The 20,305-nt window shown below is 71.8% G+C and carries 19 protein-coding genes; 12 read left to right on the forward strand and 7 right to left on the reverse strand.

Annotated elements, in window-relative coordinates; all coding sequences use genetic code 11:
• The 3 genes from MUB56_RS02430 (at position 1) to MUB56_RS02440 (ending at position 1,933) form a co-directional block, all read left to right on the forward strand.
• Positions 1 to 618 (forward strand): sulfite oxidase-like oxidoreductase, encoded by a 618-nt coding sequence (locus tag MUB56_RS02430; protein WP_244930324.1) that lies wholly within the window; start codon positions 1 to 3, stop codon positions 616 to 618.
• A gap of 62 nt (positions 619 to 680) precedes the next feature.
• Positions 681 to 1,340: an FAD-binding oxidoreductase gene (locus MUB56_RS02435; RefSeq protein ID WP_244930325.1), complete on the forward strand. Its 660-nt coding sequence runs from the start codon at positions 681 to 683 to the stop codon at positions 1,338 to 1,340.
• 128 nt (positions 1,341 to 1,468) lie between these two features.
• Positions 1,469 to 1,933 (forward strand): DUF5994 family protein, encoded by a 465-nt coding sequence (locus MUB56_RS02440; RefSeq protein WP_244930326.1) that lies wholly within the window; start codon positions 1,469 to 1,471, stop codon positions 1,931 to 1,933.
• A gap of 52 nt (positions 1,934 to 1,985) precedes the next feature.
• Here the strand turns inward: MUB56_RS02440 and MUB56_RS02445 are convergent, their stop codons facing one another.
• From MUB56_RS02445 to MUB56_RS02465, 5 genes are all read right to left on the reverse strand, one after another.
• On the reverse strand, positions 1,986 to 2,423 hold the full coding sequence (locus tag MUB56_RS02445; RefSeq protein WP_244930327.1) for a MerR family transcriptional regulator: 438 nt from the start codon (positions 2,421 to 2,423) through the stop codon (positions 1,986 to 1,988).
• A gap of 16 nt (positions 2,424 to 2,439) precedes the next feature.
• Positions 2,440 to 3,642, reverse strand: coding sequence for a DnaJ C-terminal domain-containing protein (locus MUB56_RS02450; protein WP_244930328.1), 1,203 nt, complete (start codon positions 3,640 to 3,642; stop codon positions 2,440 to 2,442).
• A 73-nt stretch (positions 3,643 to 3,715) separates the two neighbouring features.
• Complete coding sequence (grpE, locus tag MUB56_RS02455) at positions 3,716 to 4,312, reverse strand: nucleotide exchange factor GrpE (RefSeq protein WP_244930329.1); 597 nt, start codon at positions 4,310 to 4,312, stop codon at positions 3,716 to 3,718.
• Positions 4,309 to 6,171, reverse strand: a complete 1,863-nt coding sequence (dnaK, locus tag MUB56_RS02460) for a molecular chaperone DnaK (protein WP_244930330.1) — start codon at positions 6,169 to 6,171, stop codon at positions 4,309 to 4,311. Before dnaK ends, grpE begins: the two co-directional genes overlap by 4 nt.
• Before the next feature lie 109 nt (positions 6,172 to 6,280).
• The gene (locus MUB56_RS02465) at positions 6,281 to 7,090 is read right to left on the reverse strand and encodes an IclR family transcriptional regulator (RefSeq protein ID WP_244930331.1); all 810 of its coding nucleotides are present in this window, start codon (positions 7,088 to 7,090) and stop codon (positions 6,281 to 6,283) included.
• 174 nt (positions 7,091 to 7,264) lie between these two features.
• On the opposite strand from MUB56_RS02465, the gene MUB56_RS02470 reads away from it, so the two are divergent.
• The 3 genes from MUB56_RS02470 to MUB56_RS02480 are packed head-to-tail and all read left to right on the forward strand — an operon-like array spanning position 7,265 to position 9,923.
• Complete coding sequence (locus MUB56_RS02470; protein ID WP_244930332.1) at positions 7,265 to 7,615, forward strand: bifunctional 3-phenylpropionate/cinnamic acid dioxygenase ferredoxin subunit; 351 nt, start codon at positions 7,265 to 7,267, stop codon at positions 7,613 to 7,615.
• Positions 7,615 to 8,784 (forward strand): FAD-dependent oxidoreductase, encoded by a 1,170-nt coding sequence (locus MUB56_RS02475; protein WP_244930333.1) that lies wholly within the window; start codon positions 7,615 to 7,617, stop codon positions 8,782 to 8,784. The genes MUB56_RS02470 and MUB56_RS02475 overlap by 1 nt, the downstream gene beginning before the upstream one ends.
• Positions 8,785 to 8,801: 17 nt before the next feature.
• A complete protein-coding gene (locus MUB56_RS02480; RefSeq protein ID WP_244930334.1) occupies positions 8,802 to 9,923 on the forward strand; it encodes an aromatic ring-hydroxylating dioxygenase subunit alpha in 1,122 nt (373 codons plus the stop codon).
• Here MUB56_RS02480 and MUB56_RS02485 read toward each other — a convergent pair.
• A complete protein-coding gene (locus MUB56_RS02485; protein WP_244930335.1) occupies positions 9,904 to 10,905 on the reverse strand; it encodes a hypothetical protein in 1,002 nt (333 codons plus the stop codon). The two genes, MUB56_RS02480 and MUB56_RS02485, sit on opposite strands and share 20 nt — an antisense overlap.
• Before the next feature lie 160 nt (positions 10,906 to 11,065).
• On the reverse strand, positions 11,066 to 11,923 hold the full coding sequence (purU, locus tag MUB56_RS02490) for a formyltetrahydrofolate deformylase (RefSeq protein ID WP_244930336.1): 858 nt from the start codon (positions 11,921 to 11,923) through the stop codon (positions 11,066 to 11,068).
• Positions 11,924 to 11,982: 59 nt separating this feature from the next.
• Here purU and MUB56_RS02495 point away from each other — a divergent pair, with 59 nt between their 5' ends.
• The 6 genes from MUB56_RS02495 (at position 11,983) to MUB56_RS02520 (ending at position 20,132) form a co-directional block, all read left to right on the forward strand.
• Positions 11,983 to 12,750, forward strand: coding sequence for an IclR family transcriptional regulator (locus tag MUB56_RS02495; RefSeq protein ID WP_348536707.1), 768 nt, complete (start codon positions 11,983 to 11,985; stop codon positions 12,748 to 12,750).
• 90 nt (positions 12,751 to 12,840) lie between these two features.
• Entirely contained in the window at positions 12,841 to 14,334 is a 1,494-nt protein-coding gene (locus MUB56_RS02500; protein WP_244930338.1) for an aldehyde dehydrogenase family protein, read from the forward strand.
• Positions 14,334 to 16,064: a choline dehydrogenase gene (betA, locus tag MUB56_RS02505; RefSeq protein WP_244930339.1), complete on the forward strand. Its 1,731-nt coding sequence runs from the start codon at positions 14,334 to 14,336 to the stop codon at positions 16,062 to 16,064. Before MUB56_RS02500 ends, betA begins: the two co-directional genes overlap by 1 nt.
• Entirely contained in the window at positions 16,061 to 17,107 is a 1,047-nt protein-coding gene (locus MUB56_RS02510; protein WP_244930340.1) for a glycine betaine/L-proline ABC transporter ATP-binding protein, read from the forward strand. Before betA ends, MUB56_RS02510 begins: the two co-directional genes overlap by 4 nt.
• Positions 17,104 to 19,086: an ABC transporter permease subunit gene (locus MUB56_RS02515; RefSeq protein WP_244930341.1), complete on the forward strand. Its 1,983-nt coding sequence runs from the start codon at positions 17,104 to 17,106 to the stop codon at positions 19,084 to 19,086. Before MUB56_RS02510 ends, MUB56_RS02515 begins: the two co-directional genes overlap by 4 nt.
• A gap of 59 nt (positions 19,087 to 19,145) precedes the next feature.
• Positions 19,146 to 20,132, forward strand: a complete 987-nt coding sequence (locus tag MUB56_RS02520; RefSeq protein ID WP_244930342.1) for an ABC transporter substrate-binding protein — start codon at positions 19,146 to 19,148, stop codon at positions 20,130 to 20,132.
• Positions 20,133 to 20,305 lie beyond the last annotated feature (173 nt).

Below are 20,305 nucleotides of genomic sequence, written 5' to 3' on the forward strand. Positions count from 1 at the left end.
GTGCCCGTCACCCGTGGATTCACCGGCAAGCGCCGCGACGCCGGCGCGCGCTCCGACCGGCTGCCGCCCGGCCAGTACGACACCGGCCCGGGGTGGCCGACGCTGACCGCGGAGGTCACCCCCCACCTGGTGCCCGAGGAGTGGACGATGAGCGTCGACGGGCTGGTCGAGACGCCTCGCAGCTGGTCGTGGCGCGAGATCCATGCGCTGCCCGGGTCGTCGTACTTCGGCGACATCCACTGCGTGACCACCTGGTCGAAGTTCGACACGACCTTCGCCGGCGTCAGCGTCGACACCCTGCTCGAGGCGGCCGGTCCGCTGCCCGAGGCGGCGTACGTGATGGCTCACTCCACGACGGGATACACGACGAACCTCCCGATCGCCGACGTCACCGGCGGCAAAGCCTGGGTGGTCTGGGAGTACGACGGCAAGCCGCTGCCGGTCGAGCACGGCGGGCCGGTGCGGCTGCTGGTCCCGCACCTGTACTTCTGGAAGTCCGCCAAGTGGGTGACCCGGCTGGAGCTGATGGCCCGCGACCGGCCGGGCTTCTGGGAGCAGAACGGCTACCACGACCGCGGCGACCCGTGGCTGGAGCAGCGCTACCAGGGCGACCCGTGACCTCACCGTCGAGGCTGCCCAGGAATGAGACTGCACCTGCTGGCGCCTGGACGACGGGCCGGTTGATCGAGGTCGAGAGACCCACCGACCGCCTGGTCCGGCTGCGCTTCCACGTCGAGGACCGCGTCGACCACTGGCCGGGTCAGCACTACGTCCTGCGCCTGCGCGCCCCCGACGGCTACACCGCCCAGCGGTCGTACTCCATCGCCTCCGACCCGCACGACCCGCTGCTGGAGCTGATGATCGAGTGCCTGCCCGACGGGGAGGTCTCCGGCTTCATGCACGACGTCGCCGAGGTCGGCGACGTGTTCGAGCTGCGCGGACCGATCGGCGGCTGGTTCACCTGGACCGGCGAGCAGCCGGCGATCTGTGTGGTGGGCGGCTCCGGCGTGGTGCCGGTGGTCTCGATGGCCCGCTACGCGCACCGGCTCGGCCTCTCCTCGATGCTGCGGATCGTCGCCGTCGGCCGCACGTACGACGACCTCCCGTACGCCGCCGAGCTCGAGAAGTACGGCGCCTTCCTCGCCCTCACCCGCGAGAACCTCGGCGACCGGGTGGCGCATCCGCCGTACCCCGACGAGGTGCTGCCGCTCGCCGAGGACGTCGAGCGGGCCTACGTCTGCGGGTCGGTCGGCTTCGCGTCGTTCGCGACCCGGCTGCTCGGCGAGGTGGGCGTGCGCGCCGACACGATCCGGGTGGAGCAGTTCGGCGCGACCTCCTGAGGCTGCGGCACGCGAGCGTCGTCACGCTCTCGCGAGAGCGAAATCCGCGTAGACTAGGGGCAACTGGCCGTCAAGGCTGCGTCCGCCGGACGCGCGTTCCGCCCGAGAGGTCACGAGGAGCGAACGTCATGACGACGTCCATCAGCACGACGGGACGCAAGCCGCTGCGACTGAACCTGGGCGAGGACTTCCGTCGCGACGTCCTGGACGGGGGCTGGTGGCCGCAGAGCCGCGACCTGGAGGTCGAGCTCGCCGACCTGCTCGCCCACTTCTCGGCACCCGAGCCGCCCGTCGTGCACGTCCGCTACTCCGTGGCCGACTGGACCGCGCCTCCGCAGCAGCTGCGGATCGCCGGCGGCCGGGTGACGACCGAGGCGCTGCCGCCGGACGACACGCACCTGATCGTGCTGACCACCGCCGAGGCGGACGGCCGAGTGCTGCGGCTGCTGGTCGTGCCGCCGGAGCTGACCCCGGACCAGGGCGACGAGGCGCTGCTGGCAGCGGCCAGCCGGGGCAACGCCCACTCGGCCGCCGACCTGCTGCGGACGGTCACCGAGCACCCGGACGTCGACCCGCGCAACCACTGGTCCTAGACCACTGGTTCTAGACCACTGATCCTGGGCCACTGGTCCTGGCCGCCGATCCTCAGGATCGACCGCGCCGCCAGACGACCAGCGACTGCCCGGGGTCCGGGCTCCGGAGCACGGGCAGCCGGCTCCGTGGCGCGTCGGCACGACGAGCCGCGAGCGCCTGGCGCAGGGCGTCGCGGGTGGCCTCGAGCTCGGCCACCAGCTCGGCGTTGCGCGTGGCCAGCGCATTCATCCGGTTCTCCAGGTCGAGGATCCGGCGCACCCCCTCGATCCCGATGCCCGAGGAGGTGAGGTCGGCGATCACGCGCAGCCGCTCGATGTCGCGGTGGGAGTAGCGCCGCCCGCCCCCACCCGTGCGACCGGGCGTGATCAGGCCCATCCGCTCGTAGGTGCGCAGCGTCTGCGGGTGCAGCCCGCTGAGCTCCGCCGCCACGCTGATCACGAAGACGGCGGCGTCCGGTCCGGGCGCCTCGAACGGCGCCCGTCCCCTCACCGCTCGCCCCCGTGGGTCACGATCCCGCCTGGTCGAAGAGGTTCGCCCGGAGCGGGGTGCCGGCCATCGCGTCGCGATAGGCCTCGACCGCGGCCCGGGCCTGCTCGTGCAGGTGGGCCGGGACGTGCACGTTGACCGTGGCCAGCAGGTCGCCGGTGCTGCCGTCGGCCTTCTTGGCGCCCTTGCCGCGCACCCGGAAGGTGCGGCCGTTGGGGGTGCCGGCCGGGATCTTCAGCGTGACCGGCGCACCGGCCAGGGTCGGGATCTTCACCTCGGCCCCCAGCGCGAGCTCGTCGAAGGAGACGGGCACGTCGATGGTCAGGTTGTCGTCCTTGCGGCCGAACACCCGGTGCGGGCCGACCTTCACGGTGACGTAGAGGTCACCCGCCGGGCCACCGCCCTCGCCGGCGCCGCCCTTGCCGCGCAGCCGGATCCGCTGCCCGTCCTTGACCCCCGCGGGGATCCGGGCCTGGATGGTGCGCGCCGAGGTGCCACGACCCGAGCCCTGGCAGACCGGGCACGGGTCGTCGTAGACCAGCTGACGGCCGCCGCACGACGGGCAGGTCTCGTTCATCGAGAACCCGCCGCCGACCGACGCGACGACGTACCCCGCGCCCTCGCACTCGGGGCAGACGTGCGGCTTGGTGCCCGGCTTGCCCCCGGTGCCGTTGCACTCGGCGCAGGCCGCGTCGGAGGTCAGCCGCAGCGAGATCGTGACTCCCTCGAGGGAGTCGGCGAAGCTGATCGTCGCCGTGCTCTCGACGTCCGGGCCCTTCCGGGCGCGACGCGGCTGCTGTCGCCGGGAGCCACCACCCCCGAAGAGGTCGCCGAACATGTCGCCGAACCCACCGCCGGCACCGCCGGGACCGCCGGCGCCGCCGCCCGCCCGGTCGCGGAGCAGGTCGTCGAGGTTGAAGCCGGTGCCGGCACCGCCGAACCCGGGGCCGCCACCGGAGTAGCGGTACCCGCCGGAGCCCATCGAGGACCGGAACTCGTCGTACCGCGCGCGCTTGGCGGGGTCGCCGACCACGTCGTACGCCTCGGCGACCGCCTTGAACTTCTCGTGCTTGGCGTCGTCCCCCGGGTTGGAGTCGGGGTGGTTGGCCCGCGCGAGCTTGCGGTAGGCCTTCTTGATGTCGTCGGTGGTCGCGTCCTTCTTGACGCCGAGCTCGGCGTAGAAGTCCTTCTGGGCCCAGTCGGCCCGGTATTCGTCACTCATCAACGCACCCCCTCTCCAGTTCCACGGTGGTTGAGTCCCGACTCTCGGTGGTCGAGCCTGTCGAGACCCATGCTCAGGCCGTCGGCCCGGACGGCGGGTCGACGACGAGGACCTGCGCGGCCCGCACCACCCGATCGCCGATCCGGTAGCCGGCCTTGGCGATCACCTTGCAGGTGGTCACCTCGACCTCGGCGTCCTCGCCGACGTGGCTGAGCGCCTCGTGCAGGCTCGGGTCGAAGGCGTCGCCCGGCGCACCGAACTTCGTCAGGCCCAGACCGGCGACGGTGCGCTCGAGCTGCTCGGCGACGGCCTTGAAGCCGTCCTCGAGCGGCGCGTGCTCCCGCGCGCGGTCGATGGTGTCGAGGACCTCGGTGATCGGCGCGAGCGCGGCGTACGTCGCGTTCTGCTTGATCAGGTCGCGGTCCCGCTCGACCCGGCGCTTGTAGTTGACGAACTCGGCCTGCAGTCGCTGAAGGTCGGAGGTCCGCTCGGCCAGCTCGTGCTGGAGCAGCGTGACCTCGTCCCGCGCGGTCTGCAGCGGGTCGAGCTCGACCAGCGGCTCCTCGGTGCCCTCGCCGGCCTCCGACCGGTCCTCGGGCGCCCCCTCCGGGGGAGGAGCGGGCTGCTCCTCCCCCGTCGGGATGACCGGCTCCTCGCGGGGCTCGGTCACTTGGTCTCACCCTGGGCGTCGTCCTCCGGCGTCTCGTCGACGATCTCGGCGTCCACGACGTCGTCGTCGGACTCACCGGTCGCGCCGGTCGCGCCACCGGCAGCCGCGGAGTCGGCCTCGGCCGCGGCGTACATGGCCGCGCCCATCTTCTGGCTCGACTCGCCCAGCTTGGTGACGCCCGCCTGCAGCTCGTCGGCGGTGGCCTCGGCGTTCTCGAGCGTGACCTTGAGGGCGTCGACGTCGGCCTGGACCTCGGTCTTGACGTCCTCCGGGATCTTCTCGGCGTTGTCGGCCAGGAACTTCTCGGTCGTGTAGACGAGCTGGTCGGCCTGGTTGCGGGTCTCGATGGCCGCGCGACGCTGGGCGTCCTCCTCGGCGTACTGCTCGGCCTCCTTGACCATCCGGTCGATGTCGTCCTTCGACAGCGCGGAGCCGCCGGAGATCGTCATCGACTGCTCCTTGCCGGAGGCCTGGTCCTTGGCGTGCACCTGGACGATGCCGTTGGCGTCGATGTCGAAGGTGACCTCGATCTTCGGCAGGCCGCGCGGGGCCGGCGGGAGACCGGTCAGCTCGAAGTTGCCGAGCGGCTGGTTCTGCGCCCACAGCTGGCGCTCGCCCTGGGCGACCTTGATCTCGACCGACGGCTGGTTGTCGTCGGCGGTCGTGAAGATCTCCGAGCGCTTGGTCGGGATGGTGGTGTTGCGCTCGATCAGGGTGGTCATCACGCCGCCCTTGGTCTCGATGCCCAGCGACAGCGGGGTGACGTCGAGGAGCAGCACGTCCTTGACCTCGCCCTTGAGGACGCCGGCCTGGAGCGCGGCGCCGACGGCCACGACCTCGTCGGGGTTGACGCCCTTGTTGGGCTCCTTGCCGCCGAGCAGCTCCTTCACGACGTCGCTCACGGCGGGCATCCGGGTCGAGCCACCGACGAGCACGACGTGGTCGATCTTGTCGACCGCCACGCCACCGTCCTTGAGGACCTGCTGGAAAGGCTTCTTGGTCCGGTCGAGCAGGTCGGCCGTCAGCTTCTGGAACTCGCTGCGGCTGAGCTTCTCCTCGAAGTGCAGCGGGCCGGACTCGCCGTGGGTGATGTAGGGCAGGTGGATCGTGGTCTCACTCGAGGAGGAGAGCTCGATCTTCGCCTTCTCGGCGGCCTCCTGGAGGCGCTGCTTGGCGATCTTGTCGGCACCGAGGTCGACGCCGTTGTTGTCCTTGAACTTCTTGATCATCCACTCGACGACGCGGGCGTCCCAGTCGTCGCCACCGAGGTGGTTGTCACCCGAGGTGGCCTTCACCTCGACGACGCCCTCGCCGATCTCCAGCAGGGACACGTCGAACGTGCCGCCACCGAGGTCGAAGACGAGGATGGTCTGGTCGTCGCCCTTGTCGAGGCCGTAGGCCAGCGCGGCCGCGGTGGGCTCGTTGACGATCCGGCTGACGTTGAGGCCCGCGATCTCGCCGGCCTCCTTGGTCGCCTGGCGCTGGGCGTCGGAGAAGTACGCCGGGACGGTGATCACCGCGTCGGTGACCGTCTCGCCCAGGTAGGCCTCCGCGTCCCGCTTCAGCTTCTGCAGCACGAACGCGCTGATCTGCTGGGGGGTGAAGTCCTTGTCGTCGATCTTCTGCTTCCAGTCGGTGCCCATGTGGCGCTTGACGGAGCGAATGGTCCGATCGACGTTCGTGACGGCCTGGCGCTTCGCCACCTCGCCGACGAGCACCTCGCCGGACTTGGCGAAGGCGACGACGGACGGGGTCGTACGAGCACCCTCCGCGTTCGCGATGACGGTGGGCTCGCCGCCCTCCAGGACCGAGACGACGCTGTTCGTCGTACCGAGGTCGATGCCAACCGCACGTGCCATGTTTCTTACCTCCGTGTGAAGACCTGCTGCGTAAAAATGCTGGGGAAGACTCAGCGGCCCATCTTGCGTGGTCCCGCTGGGACAAGCAAACAAGTTGAGTGTGATGAACTCAAGTTTGCTCACTGGATCCAACGGAGGCACGGGCCGAGTTGTTCCCGGGCCGGCCGGGGTGTTGCGCGAGGAGCCGACGCCGGGCCCGGAGGTCGCGCTCCACCCCGGTCGCGGCGGTCCGCAACAGCTCGGCCACCTCGGCGTGTCGAGCGCCGATCCGGAAGGTCGGGCCGGACACACCGAGGGCCGCGACCACCGCCCCCTCCACCCCGCGCACCGGGACCGCGACGCCGTCGAGTCCCTCCTCCAGCTCGCCGCGGGTCAGCGCGTAGCCCCGCTCGCGGGTGCGGTCCAGCTCGGCGTCCAGGTCGGCGTGGGTCGCGACCGACGACGGCGTGCGGACCTCGAGGCGGCCCGCCGGCCGTCGTACCGCCCCCCAGGCGAGCAGCACCTTGCCGAGCGAGGAGCAGTGGCTCGGGACGTCGATCCCGACCCAGTTGACCGAGCCGATGACGTAGCGCGCCTCGACCTGGTCGACGTGCACGACCCGGCTGCCGCGCGCGATAGCGAGGTTGACCGTCTCGCCCGTGCCCGCGGCGACGTCCTCGAGGTGGACGTGGGCGACCCGCGCCAGCTCGTCGACCCGGTCGAAGCGGGCGGCGTAGTCGGCGAACAGCCGGCCGCCGCGGTAGCCCGCGCCCTCGCGCTCCACCAGACCGCCGCGCTCCAGGGCGCCGAGCAGCCGCGAGACCGTCGAGCGAGCGAGGCCGCTCGCGGCCACCAGCTCGGAGTACGACGGTGCCGCGTCGGCCTGCACGACGAGGCGCAGCAGGTCGGCGGCGCGATCCACGGACTGAGTGCCGGTCATGTCCACATAGTAGATCATTGGTTCCACATCATGGAACTCCCTTCGATCCGTCGCTCCGTCCATTTCCCCAGGTCAGAGCGGCTGCGGACGGCCCTGTTTCGGCCACGTGAAATTGCCGAACAGATCTCTCGGCTGGCGTTGACACGGCTCGGGGCCGGGCCGCACGCTCGTGTCATGCAGCACGTGTGCGCCCTGGCCGACGTCCCCGCGGGCGAGGGCCTGCGGATCGGCTCGGTGACGCCGCCGATCGCGGTGTTCCGCACCGAGGACGGCGAGGTGTTCGCGCTCGACGACACCTGCACCCACCAGGACGCCTCGCTGGCCGACGGCTGGGTCGAGGACTGCTGGGTGGAGTGCCCCCTGCACGCGTCCCGCTTCGACCTGCGCACCGGCGCCGTCGACGCGCCGCCGGCCAAGCTTCCGGTCCGGGCGCACCGCGTCGAGGTCCGGGACGGCGAGGTCTGGGTGGCCCTGTCCGAGGCCGTCGCACACCTGCCCCCAGGCGTGAGCTACGAGGCCGGCTGATGACCGACCCGCGCCGGATCGTCGTCGTCGGGGCCTCGCTGGCCGGGCTCGCCACCGCCGGCGCGCTGCGCTCCGCAGGCTTCGACGGCGACGTCACGATGGTCGGCGACGAGCCGCACCGGCCCTACGACCGGCCGCCCCTGTCGAAGGGGTTCCTGGCCGGCACGGTGTCCGAGGCCGACCTGTCCCTGGAGACCGACGACCTCGGGCTGGACTGGCGCCTCGGCGTCCGCGCCGTCGCCCTGGACCCCGGCACCCGCACCGTCACCCTCGCGTCCGGCGAGCGATTGGCCGGGGACGCCGTCGTGATCGCCACCGGCTCGCACGCCCGCCGGCTGCCGGACCCGCCGCTCGCCGGCGTGCACACCCTGCGCACCCTCGACGACGCGCTCGCGCTCCGGTCCGAGCTGCTCCCGGGCGCGCGGCTGGTGCTGGTCGGGGCCGGCTTCGTCGGCGCCGAGATCGCGTCGACCGCCCGCGCGCTGGGCGTCGACGTGACCCTCGTGGAGGCGGCGGCCGCCCCGCTCGCCGGACCACTCGGGGTGGAGGTCGGCGCCCTGGTGGCCCGACTGCACCACGCCCACGGCGTCCCGCTGCTGACCGGCACGCCCGTCGACGGCCTCGTCGGCAGCGACCGGGTCGAGGGCGTCCGGCTCACCGACGGCCGACTGGTCCCCGCCGACGTCGTCGTGGTCGGGGTCGGCTCGGTCGCGGCCACCGACTGGCTGGACCGCTCCGGGCTGCCGCTCGACGCCGGCGGCGTCGCCTGCGACCCGGTCGGGCGGACCGCGGCTCCCGACGTCTACGCCGTCGGCGACGTGGCCGCCTGGCACGACCCGGCGTACGCCGGCCGCCGACGCATCGAGCACTGGACCGACTCGCTGCAGCGCCCCCGCCGCACGGTCGACGCGCTGCTCGGGACCGGCTCGGTCGACGAACCGCTGCCCCCGCCGTACTTCTGGAGCGAGCAGTACGGCGTCCAGGTGCAGTACGCCGGACGCCGGCTCGGCGACGAGACGGTGAGCATCGAGGCGGGCGACCCGGCGAGCTGCGACGTGCTCGCGGTCTACCGCCGCGCCGAGACGCCGGTCGCGGTCCTCGGCATGAACCAGCCTCGCCTGTTCGGCCGGCTCCGCCGGCAGCTGGCCAGCACCCCCGTCCCCGCGTGAGCACCAGGGAGTCCCCGATGAGCGCTGACGCTCCGCCCGCCGCGAGCCTGATCCCGACGCTGCCCGGCTCGGCGTACGTCGACCCGGCCGTCTTCGACGCCGAGTGCGAGCGGATCTTCGAGGACCTGTGGTTCTGCGCGGCCCGGGAGAGCGACCTGCCGAGGCCCGGCGCGTTCCGTACCGTCCAGGTCGGCCGGGAGTCGATCCTGCTGACCCGCTCGCGCCGCGGCGAGGTGCGGGCGTTCTACAACGTCTGCCGACACCGCGGCGCGCGGATCTGCACCGAGGAGTCCGGCGAGCGGGCCCGGTCGTTCCAGTGCTCGTACCACGCCTGGACCTACGACTTCGACGGCAAGCTGATCGCCGCCCCCAACCTCACCAGGATGCCCGACGTCGACCGGGTCGAGCGGGGCCTGCGCGCCGTCCACGTGCGCTCATGGCTGGGCTACGTCTGGGTCTCGCTGGCCGACGCGCCGCCGTCGTTCGAGGACACCGTGCAGCAGGAGATCGTCGACCGGCTCGGCACCCTCGACAACATCGCCGGGTACGACGTCGCGAACCTCGCCGTCGGCCGCCGGATCGTCTACGACGTCGCGGCCAACTGGAAGCTGATCGTCGAGAACTTCATGGAGTGCTACCACTGCGCCACGATCCACCCCGAGCTCACCGAGGTGCTGCCGGAGTTCGCCGACGGGCTCGCCGCGCAGTACTTCGTCGACCACGGCGCGGAGTTCGGCGAGGACGTCTCCGGCTTCACCGTCGACGGCTCCGCGGGCTTCGGGGTGATCCCGGGACTGGCCGAGGACCGCGACCGGAAGTACTACGCGATCACCGTCAAGCCGCAGGTCTTCGTCAACCTGGTCCCCGACCACGTGATCTTCCACCGGATGTACCCGATGGCCGCCGACCGGACCGTCGTCGAGTGCGACTGGCTCTACCTCCCCGACGTCGTCGACTCCGGCCGCGACGTCACCGCCTCCGTCGAGCTCTTCCACCGGGTCAACAGCCAGGACTTCGAGGCCTGCGAGCGCACCCAGCCCGCCATGTCCTCGAAGCTGTACGCCGCCGGCGGCGTACTCGTCCCCGCCGAGCACCACATCGCCGGCTTCCACGACTGGGTCACTGCGAAGCTGGCCTGATCGGAGCCTCCGGCGCCTCTGGTACGCCGGGGGCTCCGTCGTCCTCGGCGAGGTCGCAGGTCGGTCCACAAGCCGACGCCCGTCCCTGCCATCCCCTGCTCTGGAGAACCCGCACCAGTCGCACAGCGGTGGCGCACGGCCGCTCGTACACCTGCCACCAGCGCAGGCGCACGGTGATCCGGTTCGCGGCGAGGTCGTCCAGATCCCGGTCGGCGTCGCGCCCGCTCGCGACCCACGAGTCGTGCCCGGTCGCGCCGTCGAGCTCGATGACGACTCCGAGTGCGACGTACTCCAGGTCGCGGTACTCCGAGCGGCCCGTGACCCGGCGTACCGCCTGGTGGTCGGCGATGGGAAGGCTGTGGGGTCGCGCGACCCGTTCGAGGTAGCCACGCTCCAGCACCGAGCAGGCGCCAGCGGCGAGATCCGCCAGCACGTCGACGATGAAGGCCCGCCGGCGCAGTCGCGGTCGGGACTCGGACGCCTGCCGCAGTCGCTCGGACGTCGTCCGTCGGGCGTTGACCTCGTCGGTGAGCACCCGGACGACCTCCACCTCGCTCCTCGCCCGGTGAGCGAGCTCCAGTGCGTTGTGCTCGGGTCGCAGCCGCGGCGGCGACGCGGTCCACCGCACCTTGTCCGCCAGACCGACGACCCGATGGACCCGGACGCCGGGGAGGGCTGTCACCCGCCTCGACTCGTCGATCGCCAGATGGATCGGCCCGTCCTCGTCCGGCGTCGGAGACGCCGAGCCGAGGCACAACGCCGACGGGCCGGCCGCGAGCGTTGCCACCCACGCCCGCTGGAGCCAGGTCAGAGCACCGGTGTGGTCGACGAAGACGGACCGACCCACCGCAACGAGCTCCCGCCGGCGGACCAGGCGCTCGACGTCGTGCTTCGCCGCGCCCAGCTCATGCAGCTGGCGGCGCGTGACGACTCCGGACTGGGCGCCGAGCAACCGAGCGAGTCCGTCCCTGTCGAGAGCCATGCGAGACAGCCTGGCGACGAGCCGTCCGACCCGCACCCGCCCGGCGGCAGCCTGTGGACGAGCGCGGAATCTTTGACGTACCTGGTGCTCCGGAGACTCCGATCCGTTCGGTGACCCCGCAGCCCGCGGTGGTCACCGCCGCTGCTCAACCACCGGTGCCTCAGTCGAAGACGATGACGCGGGAGCGGTCGAGGAGGAGGCGGGACTCGGTGTGCCAGCGGACGGCCTGGGCGAGGACGCGGGCCTCGACGTCGCGGCCGGCCTGCACCATCTCCTCGGGGGTGGGGCGGTGGTCGATGCGGATGACGTCCTGCTCGATGATCGGGCCCTCGTCGAGGTCGGCCGTGACGTAGTGGGCGGTGGCGCCGATCAGCTTCACGCCGCGGTCGTGGGCCTGGTGGTAGGGCTTGGCACCCTTGAAGCTCGGCAGGAACGAGTGGTGGATGTTGATGACCCGGCCGTCGAGCTTGGCGCAGGTCTCGTCGGAGAGGACCTGCATGTAGCGCGCGAGCACCACCAGGTCGACCCGCTCGGCCTCCACCAGCTCCAGCAGCCGCGCCTCCGCGTCGGTCTTGGTGTCCGCGGTGACCGGCAAGTGGTGGAAGGGGATGTCGTACGTCGACGTCAGCCGCTCGAAGTCGCGGTGGTTGGAGACCACGCCCGCGATGTCGACGTTCAGCGCGCCGGTGCTGTGCCGGAACAGCAGGTCGTTGAGGCAGTGCCCGAACCGCGACACCATGATCAGGGTGCGGTACGGCGCGTCCGCGGCCACCAGCTGCCACGACATCGCGTGGGCCTGGGCGACCGCGAGGAAGGAGGCCCGCAGCGACGCGACGTCGACGCCCTCGGCGCGGAACTCCACCCGCATGAAGAACCGGCCGTTGACCGGGTTGTCGAACTGCTGGGAGTCGGTGATGTCGCCGCGATGGGCCACGACCCAGCCGGCGACGGCGTGCACCAGGCCGACGTGGTTGTCGCAGGCGAGCGTCAGCACGTAGCGGTCGGGCCCGGGTCTCATCCCGAAAGGGTGGCCGAGTCGTTGCGTGCTTCGCAAGTCGTTGCGTAGTGTGCAACAGCATGGGGAGCGTGCAGTCCGTGGACCGAGCGCTGATGATCCTGGACATCCTCGCACGCGACGGCGAGGCCGGGGTGACTGAGATCGCCGGCCACCTGGGGGTGCACAAGTCCACCGTGTCGCGCCTCATCGACTCCCTCGAGGAGCGCGACCTCGTCGAGCAGCTCGAGGGCCGCGGCAAGTACCGGCTCGGCATCGGCGTCCTGCGCCTCGCCGGCGCGACCACGGCCCGGCTCGACGTGGTCCAGGAGGCCCGCTCGGTCGCCAAGGCGCTGGCCGCGAGCACCGCCGAGACGGTCAACATCGCGGTCCTGTCCGAGGGTGCCGCCCTGTACGTCGACCAGGTGGCCACCGCCGGCGCGCTCCAGTCGCACTACTGGGTGGGCCAGCGGATCCCGCTGCACGCCACCTCCAACGGCAAGGTGCTGCTCGCCGGCCTGACCGACGCCGAGGCGCGGGCGACCCTCGGCCGCAAGCTGGCGGCGTACACCGCGAACACCGTCACCGATCCCGCCACCCTCGTCGCCCAGCTCGCCCGGGTCCGCGAGCAGGGGTACGCCTTGGTCGTTGACGAACTGGAGCACGGCCTGAGCGCCGTGGCCGCGCCGATCCGCAACGCCCACGGCGACGTGGTCGCGTCGTTCTCGGTCTCCGGGCCGACCTTCCGCTTCGGCGGCCCCGAGGTCGCGAAGGCGACCGAGGCAGTGGTCGAGCACGCGCTGGAGGTGTCGCGACGACTGGGCTGGCAGGAGGCCGGGCCAGGGGTCTAGAACGTTCCGCCATCGTGATTCCCGCGAAACGTGGAGTTGCTTATAATGCCATCTGTTGCGTCATTCGCAACACCGAGCAGAGGGTGATCTGTGGCCGATCTGTACGTCGACGGGTCCTGGCGCGAGGCGCTGGTCAGGGGCACGCGGGAGATCCGCTGCCCCGCTGACGCCAGCCCGGTGCGCGTGGTGAGCGAGGGCGCGGCCGCCGACGTCGACGCCGCCGTGTCCGCCGCCCGCCGGGCCTTCGACGAGGGACCGTGGCCGCGCACCCCCGCCCCCGAGCGGAGCGCGCTGCTGCACCGGGTCGCCGACCTGCTCGAGCGCGACGTCGCCGAGGTGGCCCGCCGCGAGTCGCTCGACACCGGCAAGCGCCTGGTCGAGTCGGAGTACGACGTCGCCGACGTCGTCAGCGTCTTCCGCCACTTCGCCGGGCTCGCGGGCGCCGAGGCCGGTCGGGTCGTCGACACCGGCCGCAGCGACGTCGTCAGCAGGGTCGTCCACGAGCCGGTCGGCGTGTGCGCGCTGATCACGCCGTGGAACTACCCCCTCCTGCAGACGGCCTGGAAGGTCGCGCCCTGCCTCGCGACCGGCAACACGTTCGTCCTCAAGCCCAGCGAGCTCACGCCCAGCACGGCGCTGTGGCTGATGGACGCGCTGAGCGAGGCCGGCCTGCCCGCCGGTGTCGCCAACCTGGTCCTGGGCGACGGCGCGGGCGTCGGCGCGCCGCTGACCGAGCACCCCGGGGTCGACCTGGTCTCGTTCACCGGTGGCCTCTCGACCGGCCGGCGGGTGATGGCGGCGGCGTCCGGCACGGTCAAGCGGATCGCGCTGGAGCTGGGCGGCAAGAACCCCAACATCGTCTTCGCCGACGCCGACCTCGAGGTCGCGCTCGACCTCGCCCTGGCCGCGGTCTTCCTGCACTCGGGTCAGGTCTGCTCGGCCGGCGCCCGGCTGCTGGTCGAGGAGAGCGTCCACGACGCGTTCGTCGAGCAGCTCGTCGAGCGCGCGGGCCGGATCCGGCTCGGCGGGCCGTTCGACCCCGACGCCGAGACCGGTCCGCTGATCAGCGCCGCCCACCGCGAGAAGGTCGAGGCGTACGTCGCCGCCGGGCTCGCCGAGGGCGCCCGGCTGCTGCTCGGCGGTGAGCGGCCGGCGGGGCCGGCGTACGAGCAGGGCTTCTACTACCCGCCCACGATCCTGGGCGCCTGCCACAGCGGCATGAGCGTGGTGCAGGAGGAGTCGTTCGGCCCGGTGCTGACGGTGGAGACGTTCGGCGGCGGCACGCCCGAGGAGGTCGAGGACGCCGCGGTCCGGCTCGCCAACGACAGCATCTACGGCCTCGCCGGGGCGGTCTGGACGCAGGACGCCGGCCGCGCGGAGCGGGTCGCCGCCCGACTGCGGATGGGCACGGTGTGGATCAACGACTACCACCCGTACGTCGCCCAGGCCGAGTGGGGCGGCTACAAGCAGTCCGGCATCGGCCGCGAGCTCGGGTCGGCCGGGCTGGCGGAGTACCGCGAGACCAAGCACGTCTGGCACAACGTCAAGCCGGTCGTCCAGGGCTGGTTCCGGGACGAGGGCTGATGGCCAGGCAGCCGGCGTACGACGTCGTGATCGTGGGCGGCGGGTCCGCCGGCTCGGTGCTGGCCAACCGGCTCAGCGCCGACGGCACGACCAGCGTGCTCGTGCTCGAGGCGGGGCGCAGCGACCACCGGCTGGACCCGTTCATCCACATGCCGGCGGCGCTGCCGTTCCCGATCGGGAACCCGCTCTACGACTGGAGGTACCACTCGGAGCCGGAGCCGCACCTGGGCGGGCGGACGGTCTACCACGCGCGGGGCAGGGTGCTCGGCGGATCGAGCTCCATCAACGGGATGATCTTCCAGCGCGGCAACCCGCTCGACTTCGAGCGCTGGGCGGCCGACGCGGGGATGAAGGAGTGGGACTACGCCCACTGCCTGCCCTACTTCAAGCGGCTGGAGACCCGTCTCCTCGAGGACGGCCACGTCGGCGCCGACGCCTGGCGTGGGGGCTCGGGGCCGCTGGTGCTGGAGCGCGGGCCGGCGACCAACCCGCTGTTCGGGGCGTTCCTCGAGGCCGCGCAGCAGGCCGGACACCCCCTGACCGACGACGTGAACGGCTACCGCCAGGAGGGCTTCGCGCCGTTCGACCGCAACGTGCACCGCGGACGCCGGCTCAGTGCCGCGCGGGCCTACCTGCACCCGGTGCGCAAGCGGCCCAACCTCACCGTCGAGACCCTCGCGCAGGTCACCGGCCTGCGCACCCGGGGTACGACGGTCACCGGCGTCGACTACGTGCGCGGGGTGGGCCGCCGGGGCGTGCGTCGTACCGTCAACGCCGGCGAGGTGATCCTCTGCGGCGGCGCGATCAACTCGCCCCAGCTGCTGCTCCTCTCCGGCGTCGGGCCGGCGGCCGAGCTGGAGGCGCTCGGCATCCCCGTGGTCGCCGACCTGCCCGGCGTGGGCCGCAACCTGCAGGACCACCTCGAGGTCTACGTCCAGCACGCGAGCAAGCAGCCGGTCTCGATCGGCCCGTGGCTCCGGCACCGGCACAAACCGCGGATCGGCGCCGAGTGGCTGTTCCTGCGCCGCGGCGTCGGGGCGTCCAACCACTTCGAGGCGGGCGGCTTCATCCGCTCCAACGAGCTGGTCGACTACCCCAACCTGATGTTCCACTTCCTGCCCATCGCCATCCGGTACGACGGGTCGCAGCCGGCCGCCGACCACGGCTACCAGGTGCACATCGGACCGATGTACTCCGACGTGCGGGGCAGCCTGACCCTGAAGAGCCGCGACCCGTTCGAGCACCCGGCGCTGCGGTTCAACTACCTGTCGACCGAGACCGACCGCCGCGAGTGGGTCGAGATGGTCCGGGCCGCTCGGCACATCCTCGAGCAGCCGGCGTTCGCGGCGTTCAGTGCGGGCGAGCTGTCGCCCGGGCCGGGCGTCGAGACCGACCAGGAGATCCTCGACTGGGTGGCCCGGGACGCGGAGACCGCGCTGCACCCCTCGTGCACGGCCCGGATGGGCATCGACGCCGACAGCGTGCTGGACCCGGGCTCGCTGCGGGTGCACGGTCTGGAGGGGCTGCGGGTCGTCGACGCCTCCGCGATGCCGTACGTCACCAACGGCAACATCTACGCACCTGTGATGATGCTGGCAGAGAGGGCAGCCGACCTGATCGCCGGCAACGAGCCACTGGCGCCCCTGCACGTGCCGTTCTACCGCTACCGCGACGGATCACCGCTCCACCCGCCCGGGGACCCACGCAACACCATTCAGGAGCCCGCATGACCGGCCACGCGACCAGCCCCGCCCTGCGAGTCGAGGGGCTGTGGAAGATCTTCGGCCCGCGCGCGGACAAGATCATCGGCACCCCGGACGACGAGCTCGACCGGGCCGCGCTGAAGGAGCGCACCGGCTGCGTCGCCGCCGTACGGGACGTGTCCTTCGAGGTCGCGCCCGGCGAGGTGTTCGTGGTCATGGGCCTCTCCGGCTCCGGCAAGTCCACCCTGGTGCGCTGCCTGACCCGGTTGATCGAGCCGACGGCGGGCGCGATCACCCTCGACGGGCAGGACGTCGTCGCGGCCTCCGAGGCCGAGCTGCGCGACCTGCGCCGGCACAAGGTCTCGATGGTCTTCCAGCACTTCGGCCTGCTGCCGCACCGGCAGGTCCTCGACAACGTCGCGTACGGCCTCGAGGTCCGCGGCGTGAAGAAGAGCGCGCGGCACGCGAAGGCCCAGGAGCTGGTCGACCTGGTCGGTCTCTCCGGCAACGAACGCTCCTACCCCGACCAGCTCTCCGGCGGCATGCAGCAGCGGGTCGGCCTGGCCCGGGCGCTGGCCAACGACCCCTCGATCCTGCTCTTCGACGAGCCCTTCTCCGCCCTCGACCCGCTGATCCGCCGCGACATGCAGGACGAGGTCGTGCGCCTGCAGGCCGAGCTGCAGAAGACGGCCGTCTTCATCACCCACGACCTCAACGAGGCCCTCAGGCTCGGCGACCGGATCCTGATCATGCGCGACGGTGCGGTGGTCCAGGTCGGGACGCCGGCCGAGATCGTCGCCCGGCCGGCGGACGACTACGTCCGCGACTTCGTCAGCGACGTGCCGCGCTCGCACGTGCTCACCCTCGAGTACGTCATGCGCGCGCCCGAGCCGACCGACTCGCTCGAGGGCCCGGTGATGGCCCCGGACGTCGTCGTACGACAGGCGGCGCGAGCCGCGCTCGCCTCCGAGCATCCGGTGCAGGTGGTCCGCAACGGCGAGCTGGTCGGCATCGTCGACGACGACGCGATCCTGCGGGTCGTCGTCGCGGAGGAGGCCGTCACCGCATGACCTCCACGCTCGAGCGACCCGCCCCCGTGCGCCCCGCGCCGCCCGCCCCGCCGGAGCGGCGCCCCGTGCCGCGCTGGGTCCGGGCGCTCGGGGTGCTCGGAGTCTGGATCGTCGTCTGGGCGTTCACCAAGGGTCAGGACACGCTGTCGTTGCCGGGTCGCGAGCACACCGATCTCCACGACTCCCTCACCGGCTTCCGCGACACCGTGCTCGCCAGCCGCGACACCAACCCGCTGATCCAGCTCACCTACAACCTCGGCGACTGGTTCACCTCGGTCGTCGGCTGGGCCCAGCGGATGGTCTCGATCCCCGACTACCCGCGACCGGTTCCGCAGCTGGGCTGGCTCGGGGTGACGGCGCTGGCGTCCTGGGTCGGGCTGGCGCTCGGCGGCTGGCGGATCGCGGTCCTGGTGGCCGCGTCGTTCCTGTCCTTCGGCGCCTTCGGCTACTGGTCCGAGGCCCTCGACCTGCTCATCGTCACCTTCGTCGCCGTCGCGGCCTCGGTGCTGATCGGGCTCCCGCTCGCGGTGCTCTACGGCACCGGCGGGCGGACGGTCCGGGTGGTCATCACCGGCGTCCTGGACGCGATGCAGACCATGCCGACCTTCGTCTACCTGCTGCCGATCGTGCTCTTCTTCGGCATCGGTGCCGCCGGCGCCGTGGTGTGCACGCTGGTCTACGCCCTGCCGCCCATCATCCGGATCGCCGGGCACGGCATCCGCTCGGTCTCCGGCACCACGATCGAGGCGACCGACTCCGTCGGCCAGACCCGGTGGCAGCGGCTCACCAAGGTCCAGCTCCCGATGGCGCGCGCGACCATCGTCGTCGGCCTCAACCAGACGATCATGGCGGCGCTCTCGATGGCGACCATCGCGTCGTACGTCGACGGGCCCGGCCTCGGGCAGCCGGTGCTCTCCGCGCTGACCCGCCTCGACGTCGGCGGCGCGTTCGTGCCCGGCATGCTGATCGTGGTGATGGCCGTGATGCTCGACCGCACCACCACCGCCGCCAGCGAGCGCCCCGAGAAGCTCGCCCGGGCGGGCGCCGACCCGCGACTGCGCCGGATCGTGCTCGCCGTCGCGGCGGTCGGGGTCTGCGTCGCCGTGTGGGTCTCGCGCTACTTCCCGTCGGCCGCGAAGTTCCCCGAGCTGACGTGGGGCCGCACGGTCGCCGATGCGGTCGACCGCTTCTTCACCTGGTTCCTCGACACCTTCGGCGGCGCGACGCAGGCCTTCAAGGACGCGATCAGCACCGCCCTGCTGAACCCGCTGCAGGCACTCCTCGGCGAGTCCCCCTGGTGGCTCGCCGGGGCCGCGATCCTCGCCCTGGCGGCCGTCTTCGGCGGTTGGCGGGCCCTGCTCCCGACCGTGCTCTGCCTGGCCGGCATCCGCTTCCTCGACCTGTGGCACGACACCATGCTCACCTTGACGATGACCCTGGTCGGCACCCTGATGGTGGTCGCCCTCGCCCTGGTCCTCGGGGTCTGGATGGCCCGCAGCCACCGGGTCGACGTCGCCCTGCGCCCGCTGCTCGACGCCGGCCAGACCATCCCGCCGTTCGTCTACCTGATCCCGGTGCTGGCGCTCTTCGGGACCTCCCGCTTCACCGCGATCGTGGCGGGCGTCGTGTACGCCGCCCCGGTCGCCGTCAAGCTCGTCGCCGACGGGGTCAAGGCCGTCTCGCCGACCACCCTCGAGGCGTCGCGGTCGACGGGGGCGACGACCTGGCAGGAGATCACCAAGGTGCAGCTGCCGATGGCCCGCGGCTCCCTCGTGCTCGCCGCCAACCAGGGCCTGCTCTACGTGCTGGCCATGGTCGTCATCGGCGGCCTCGTCGGCGCCCAGGCGCTCGGCTACGACGTCGTCCTCGGCTTCTCCCGCTCCGAGGAGTGGGGCAAGGGCGCCGCCGCCGGCCTCAGCATCGTGCTCCTCGGGATCATGATCGACCGGATCGCGCGGGCCTCGGCCCGCGAGGTCTAGCCGTCTCTCGGCACCTCGGGACTGTGACCACGCCACACCAACCCACCAAGGAGAACAAGTTGCGGAACTCAGGAAAGCGGGTGGCCGGCCTCGCCTCGGTTGCCGCGTGCGTGACCCTCACCCTCGCCGGATGCGGCGGCAGCTCGATCGACGACGAGACGAAGGCCAACGAGTCGCAGGCCGGCGACGCCGGCGACTGCGGGGACCTCAACCTCGCGGTCAACCCGTGGGTCGGCTACGAGGCCGACGCCTACGTCGTCGGTCACGTCGCCGAGGCCGAGCTCGGCTGCAAGGTCAACTACCGCGAGCTGAAGGAGGACGTCTCCTGGCAGGGCTTCGGGACCGGCCAGGTCGACGTGGTCCTCGAGGACTGGGGCCACCCGGACCTGGAGAAGAAGTTCTTCGAGGGGACCGGCGACGGCAGCGCGACCGACTTCGGGCCGACCGGCAACGTCGGCGTCATCGGCTGGTACGTCCCGGCGTGGCTGGCCGAGGAGCACCCCGACATCCTGGAGTGGGAGAACCTCAACAAGTACGCCAAGGAGTTCGCCACCTCCGAGTCGGAGGGCCAGGGCCAGTTCCTCGGCGCCGACCCGTCGTTCGTGCAGTTCGACGAGGCGATCGCCAGCAACCTCGACCTCGACTTCAAGGTCGTCTTCTCCGGCAGCGAGGCCGCCAGCATCACGGCGTTCCAGCAGGCCGAGAAGAACAAGGAGTTCCTGATCGGCTACTTCTACGAGCCGCAGTGGCTCTTCGCCGAGGTGGCGCTGGCCAAGGTCGCGCTGCCGCCGTACGAGGAGGGCTGCCAGGACGACCCGGCGAAGGTCGCCTGCGACTACCCCGAGACCGAGCTGAAGAAGGTCGTCTCCACCTCGTGGGTGGAGGAGGACAGCACGGCCGTCGGCCTGGTCCAGAACTTCACGTGGACCAACGACGACCAGAACCTGGTCGCGAAGTACATCTCCCAGGACGGCATGTCCGCCGAGGACGCCGCCGCCAAGTGGGTCGAGGAGAACCCCGACAAGGTCGAGGCCTGGCTCTCCTGAGCTGACGCCGCTGGTTGAGCAGCGAAGGACGAAGTCCTGAGCGTGTCGAAACCCCCGCAGCCGACGTGCGTCGTCGGCTGCGGGGGTTTCGACACGGTTGCTGGCGCAACCTGCTCAACCACCGGTAGGCTTGTTGCACATCGTGATATTCGTTGCGCATAGCGCAACACATC

It is taken from the genome of Nocardioides sp. W7 (assembly GCF_022919075.1).
Classification (GTDB): Bacteria; Actinomycetota; Actinomycetes; order Propionibacteriales; family Nocardioidaceae; genus Nocardioides.

What these genes read in the sequence shown, in the direction of transcription:
- MUB56_RS02440 (WP_244930326.1), top strand. Translation starts at nt 1,469, where the DNA reads ATGACGACGTCCATCAGCACGACGGGACGCAAGCCGCTGCGACTGAAC.
- MUB56_RS02450 (WP_244930328.1), bottom strand. Translation starts at nt 3,642, where the DNA reads ATGAGTGACGAATACCGGGCCGACTGGGCCCAGAAGGACTTCTACGCC.
- dnaK (WP_244930330.1), bottom strand. Translation starts at nt 6,171, where the DNA reads ATGGCACGTGCGGTTGGCATCGACCTCGGTACGACGAACAGCGTCGTC.
- MUB56_RS02465 (WP_244930331.1), bottom strand. Translation starts at nt 7,090, where the DNA reads ATGACCGGCACTCAGTCCGTGGATCGCGCCGCCGACCTGCTGCGCCTC.
- MUB56_RS02470 (WP_244930332.1), top strand. Translation starts at nt 7,265, where the DNA reads ATGCAGCACGTGTGCGCCCTGGCCGACGTCCCCGCGGGCGAGGGCCTG.
- MUB56_RS02475 (WP_244930333.1), top strand. Translation starts at nt 7,615, where the DNA reads ATGACCGACCCGCGCCGGATCGTCGTCGTCGGGGCCTCGCTGGCCGGG.
- MUB56_RS02480 (WP_244930334.1), top strand. Translation starts at nt 8,802, where the DNA reads ATGAGCGCTGACGCTCCGCCCGCCGCGAGCCTGATCCCGACGCTGCCC.
- MUB56_RS02485 (WP_244930335.1), bottom strand. Translation starts at nt 10,905, where the DNA reads ATGGCTCTCGACAGGGACGGACTCGCTCGGTTGCTCGGCGCCCAGTCC.
- purU (WP_244930336.1), bottom strand. Translation starts at nt 11,923, where the DNA reads ATGAGACCCGGGCCCGACCGCTACGTGCTGACGCTCGCCTGCGACAAC.
- MUB56_RS02495 (WP_348536707.1), top strand. Translation starts at nt 11,983, where the DNA reads ATGGGGAGCGTGCAGTCCGTGGACCGAGCGCTGATGATCCTGGACATC.
- betA (WP_244930339.1), top strand. Translation starts at nt 14,334, where the DNA reads ATGGCCAGGCAGCCGGCGTACGACGTCGTGATCGTGGGCGGCGGGTCC.
- MUB56_RS02510 (WP_244930340.1), top strand. Translation starts at nt 16,061, where the DNA reads ATGACCGGCCACGCGACCAGCCCCGCCCTGCGAGTCGAGGGGCTGTGG.
- MUB56_RS02515 (WP_244930341.1), top strand. Translation starts at nt 17,104, where the DNA reads ATGACCTCCACGCTCGAGCGACCCGCCCCCGTGCGCCCCGCGCCGCCC.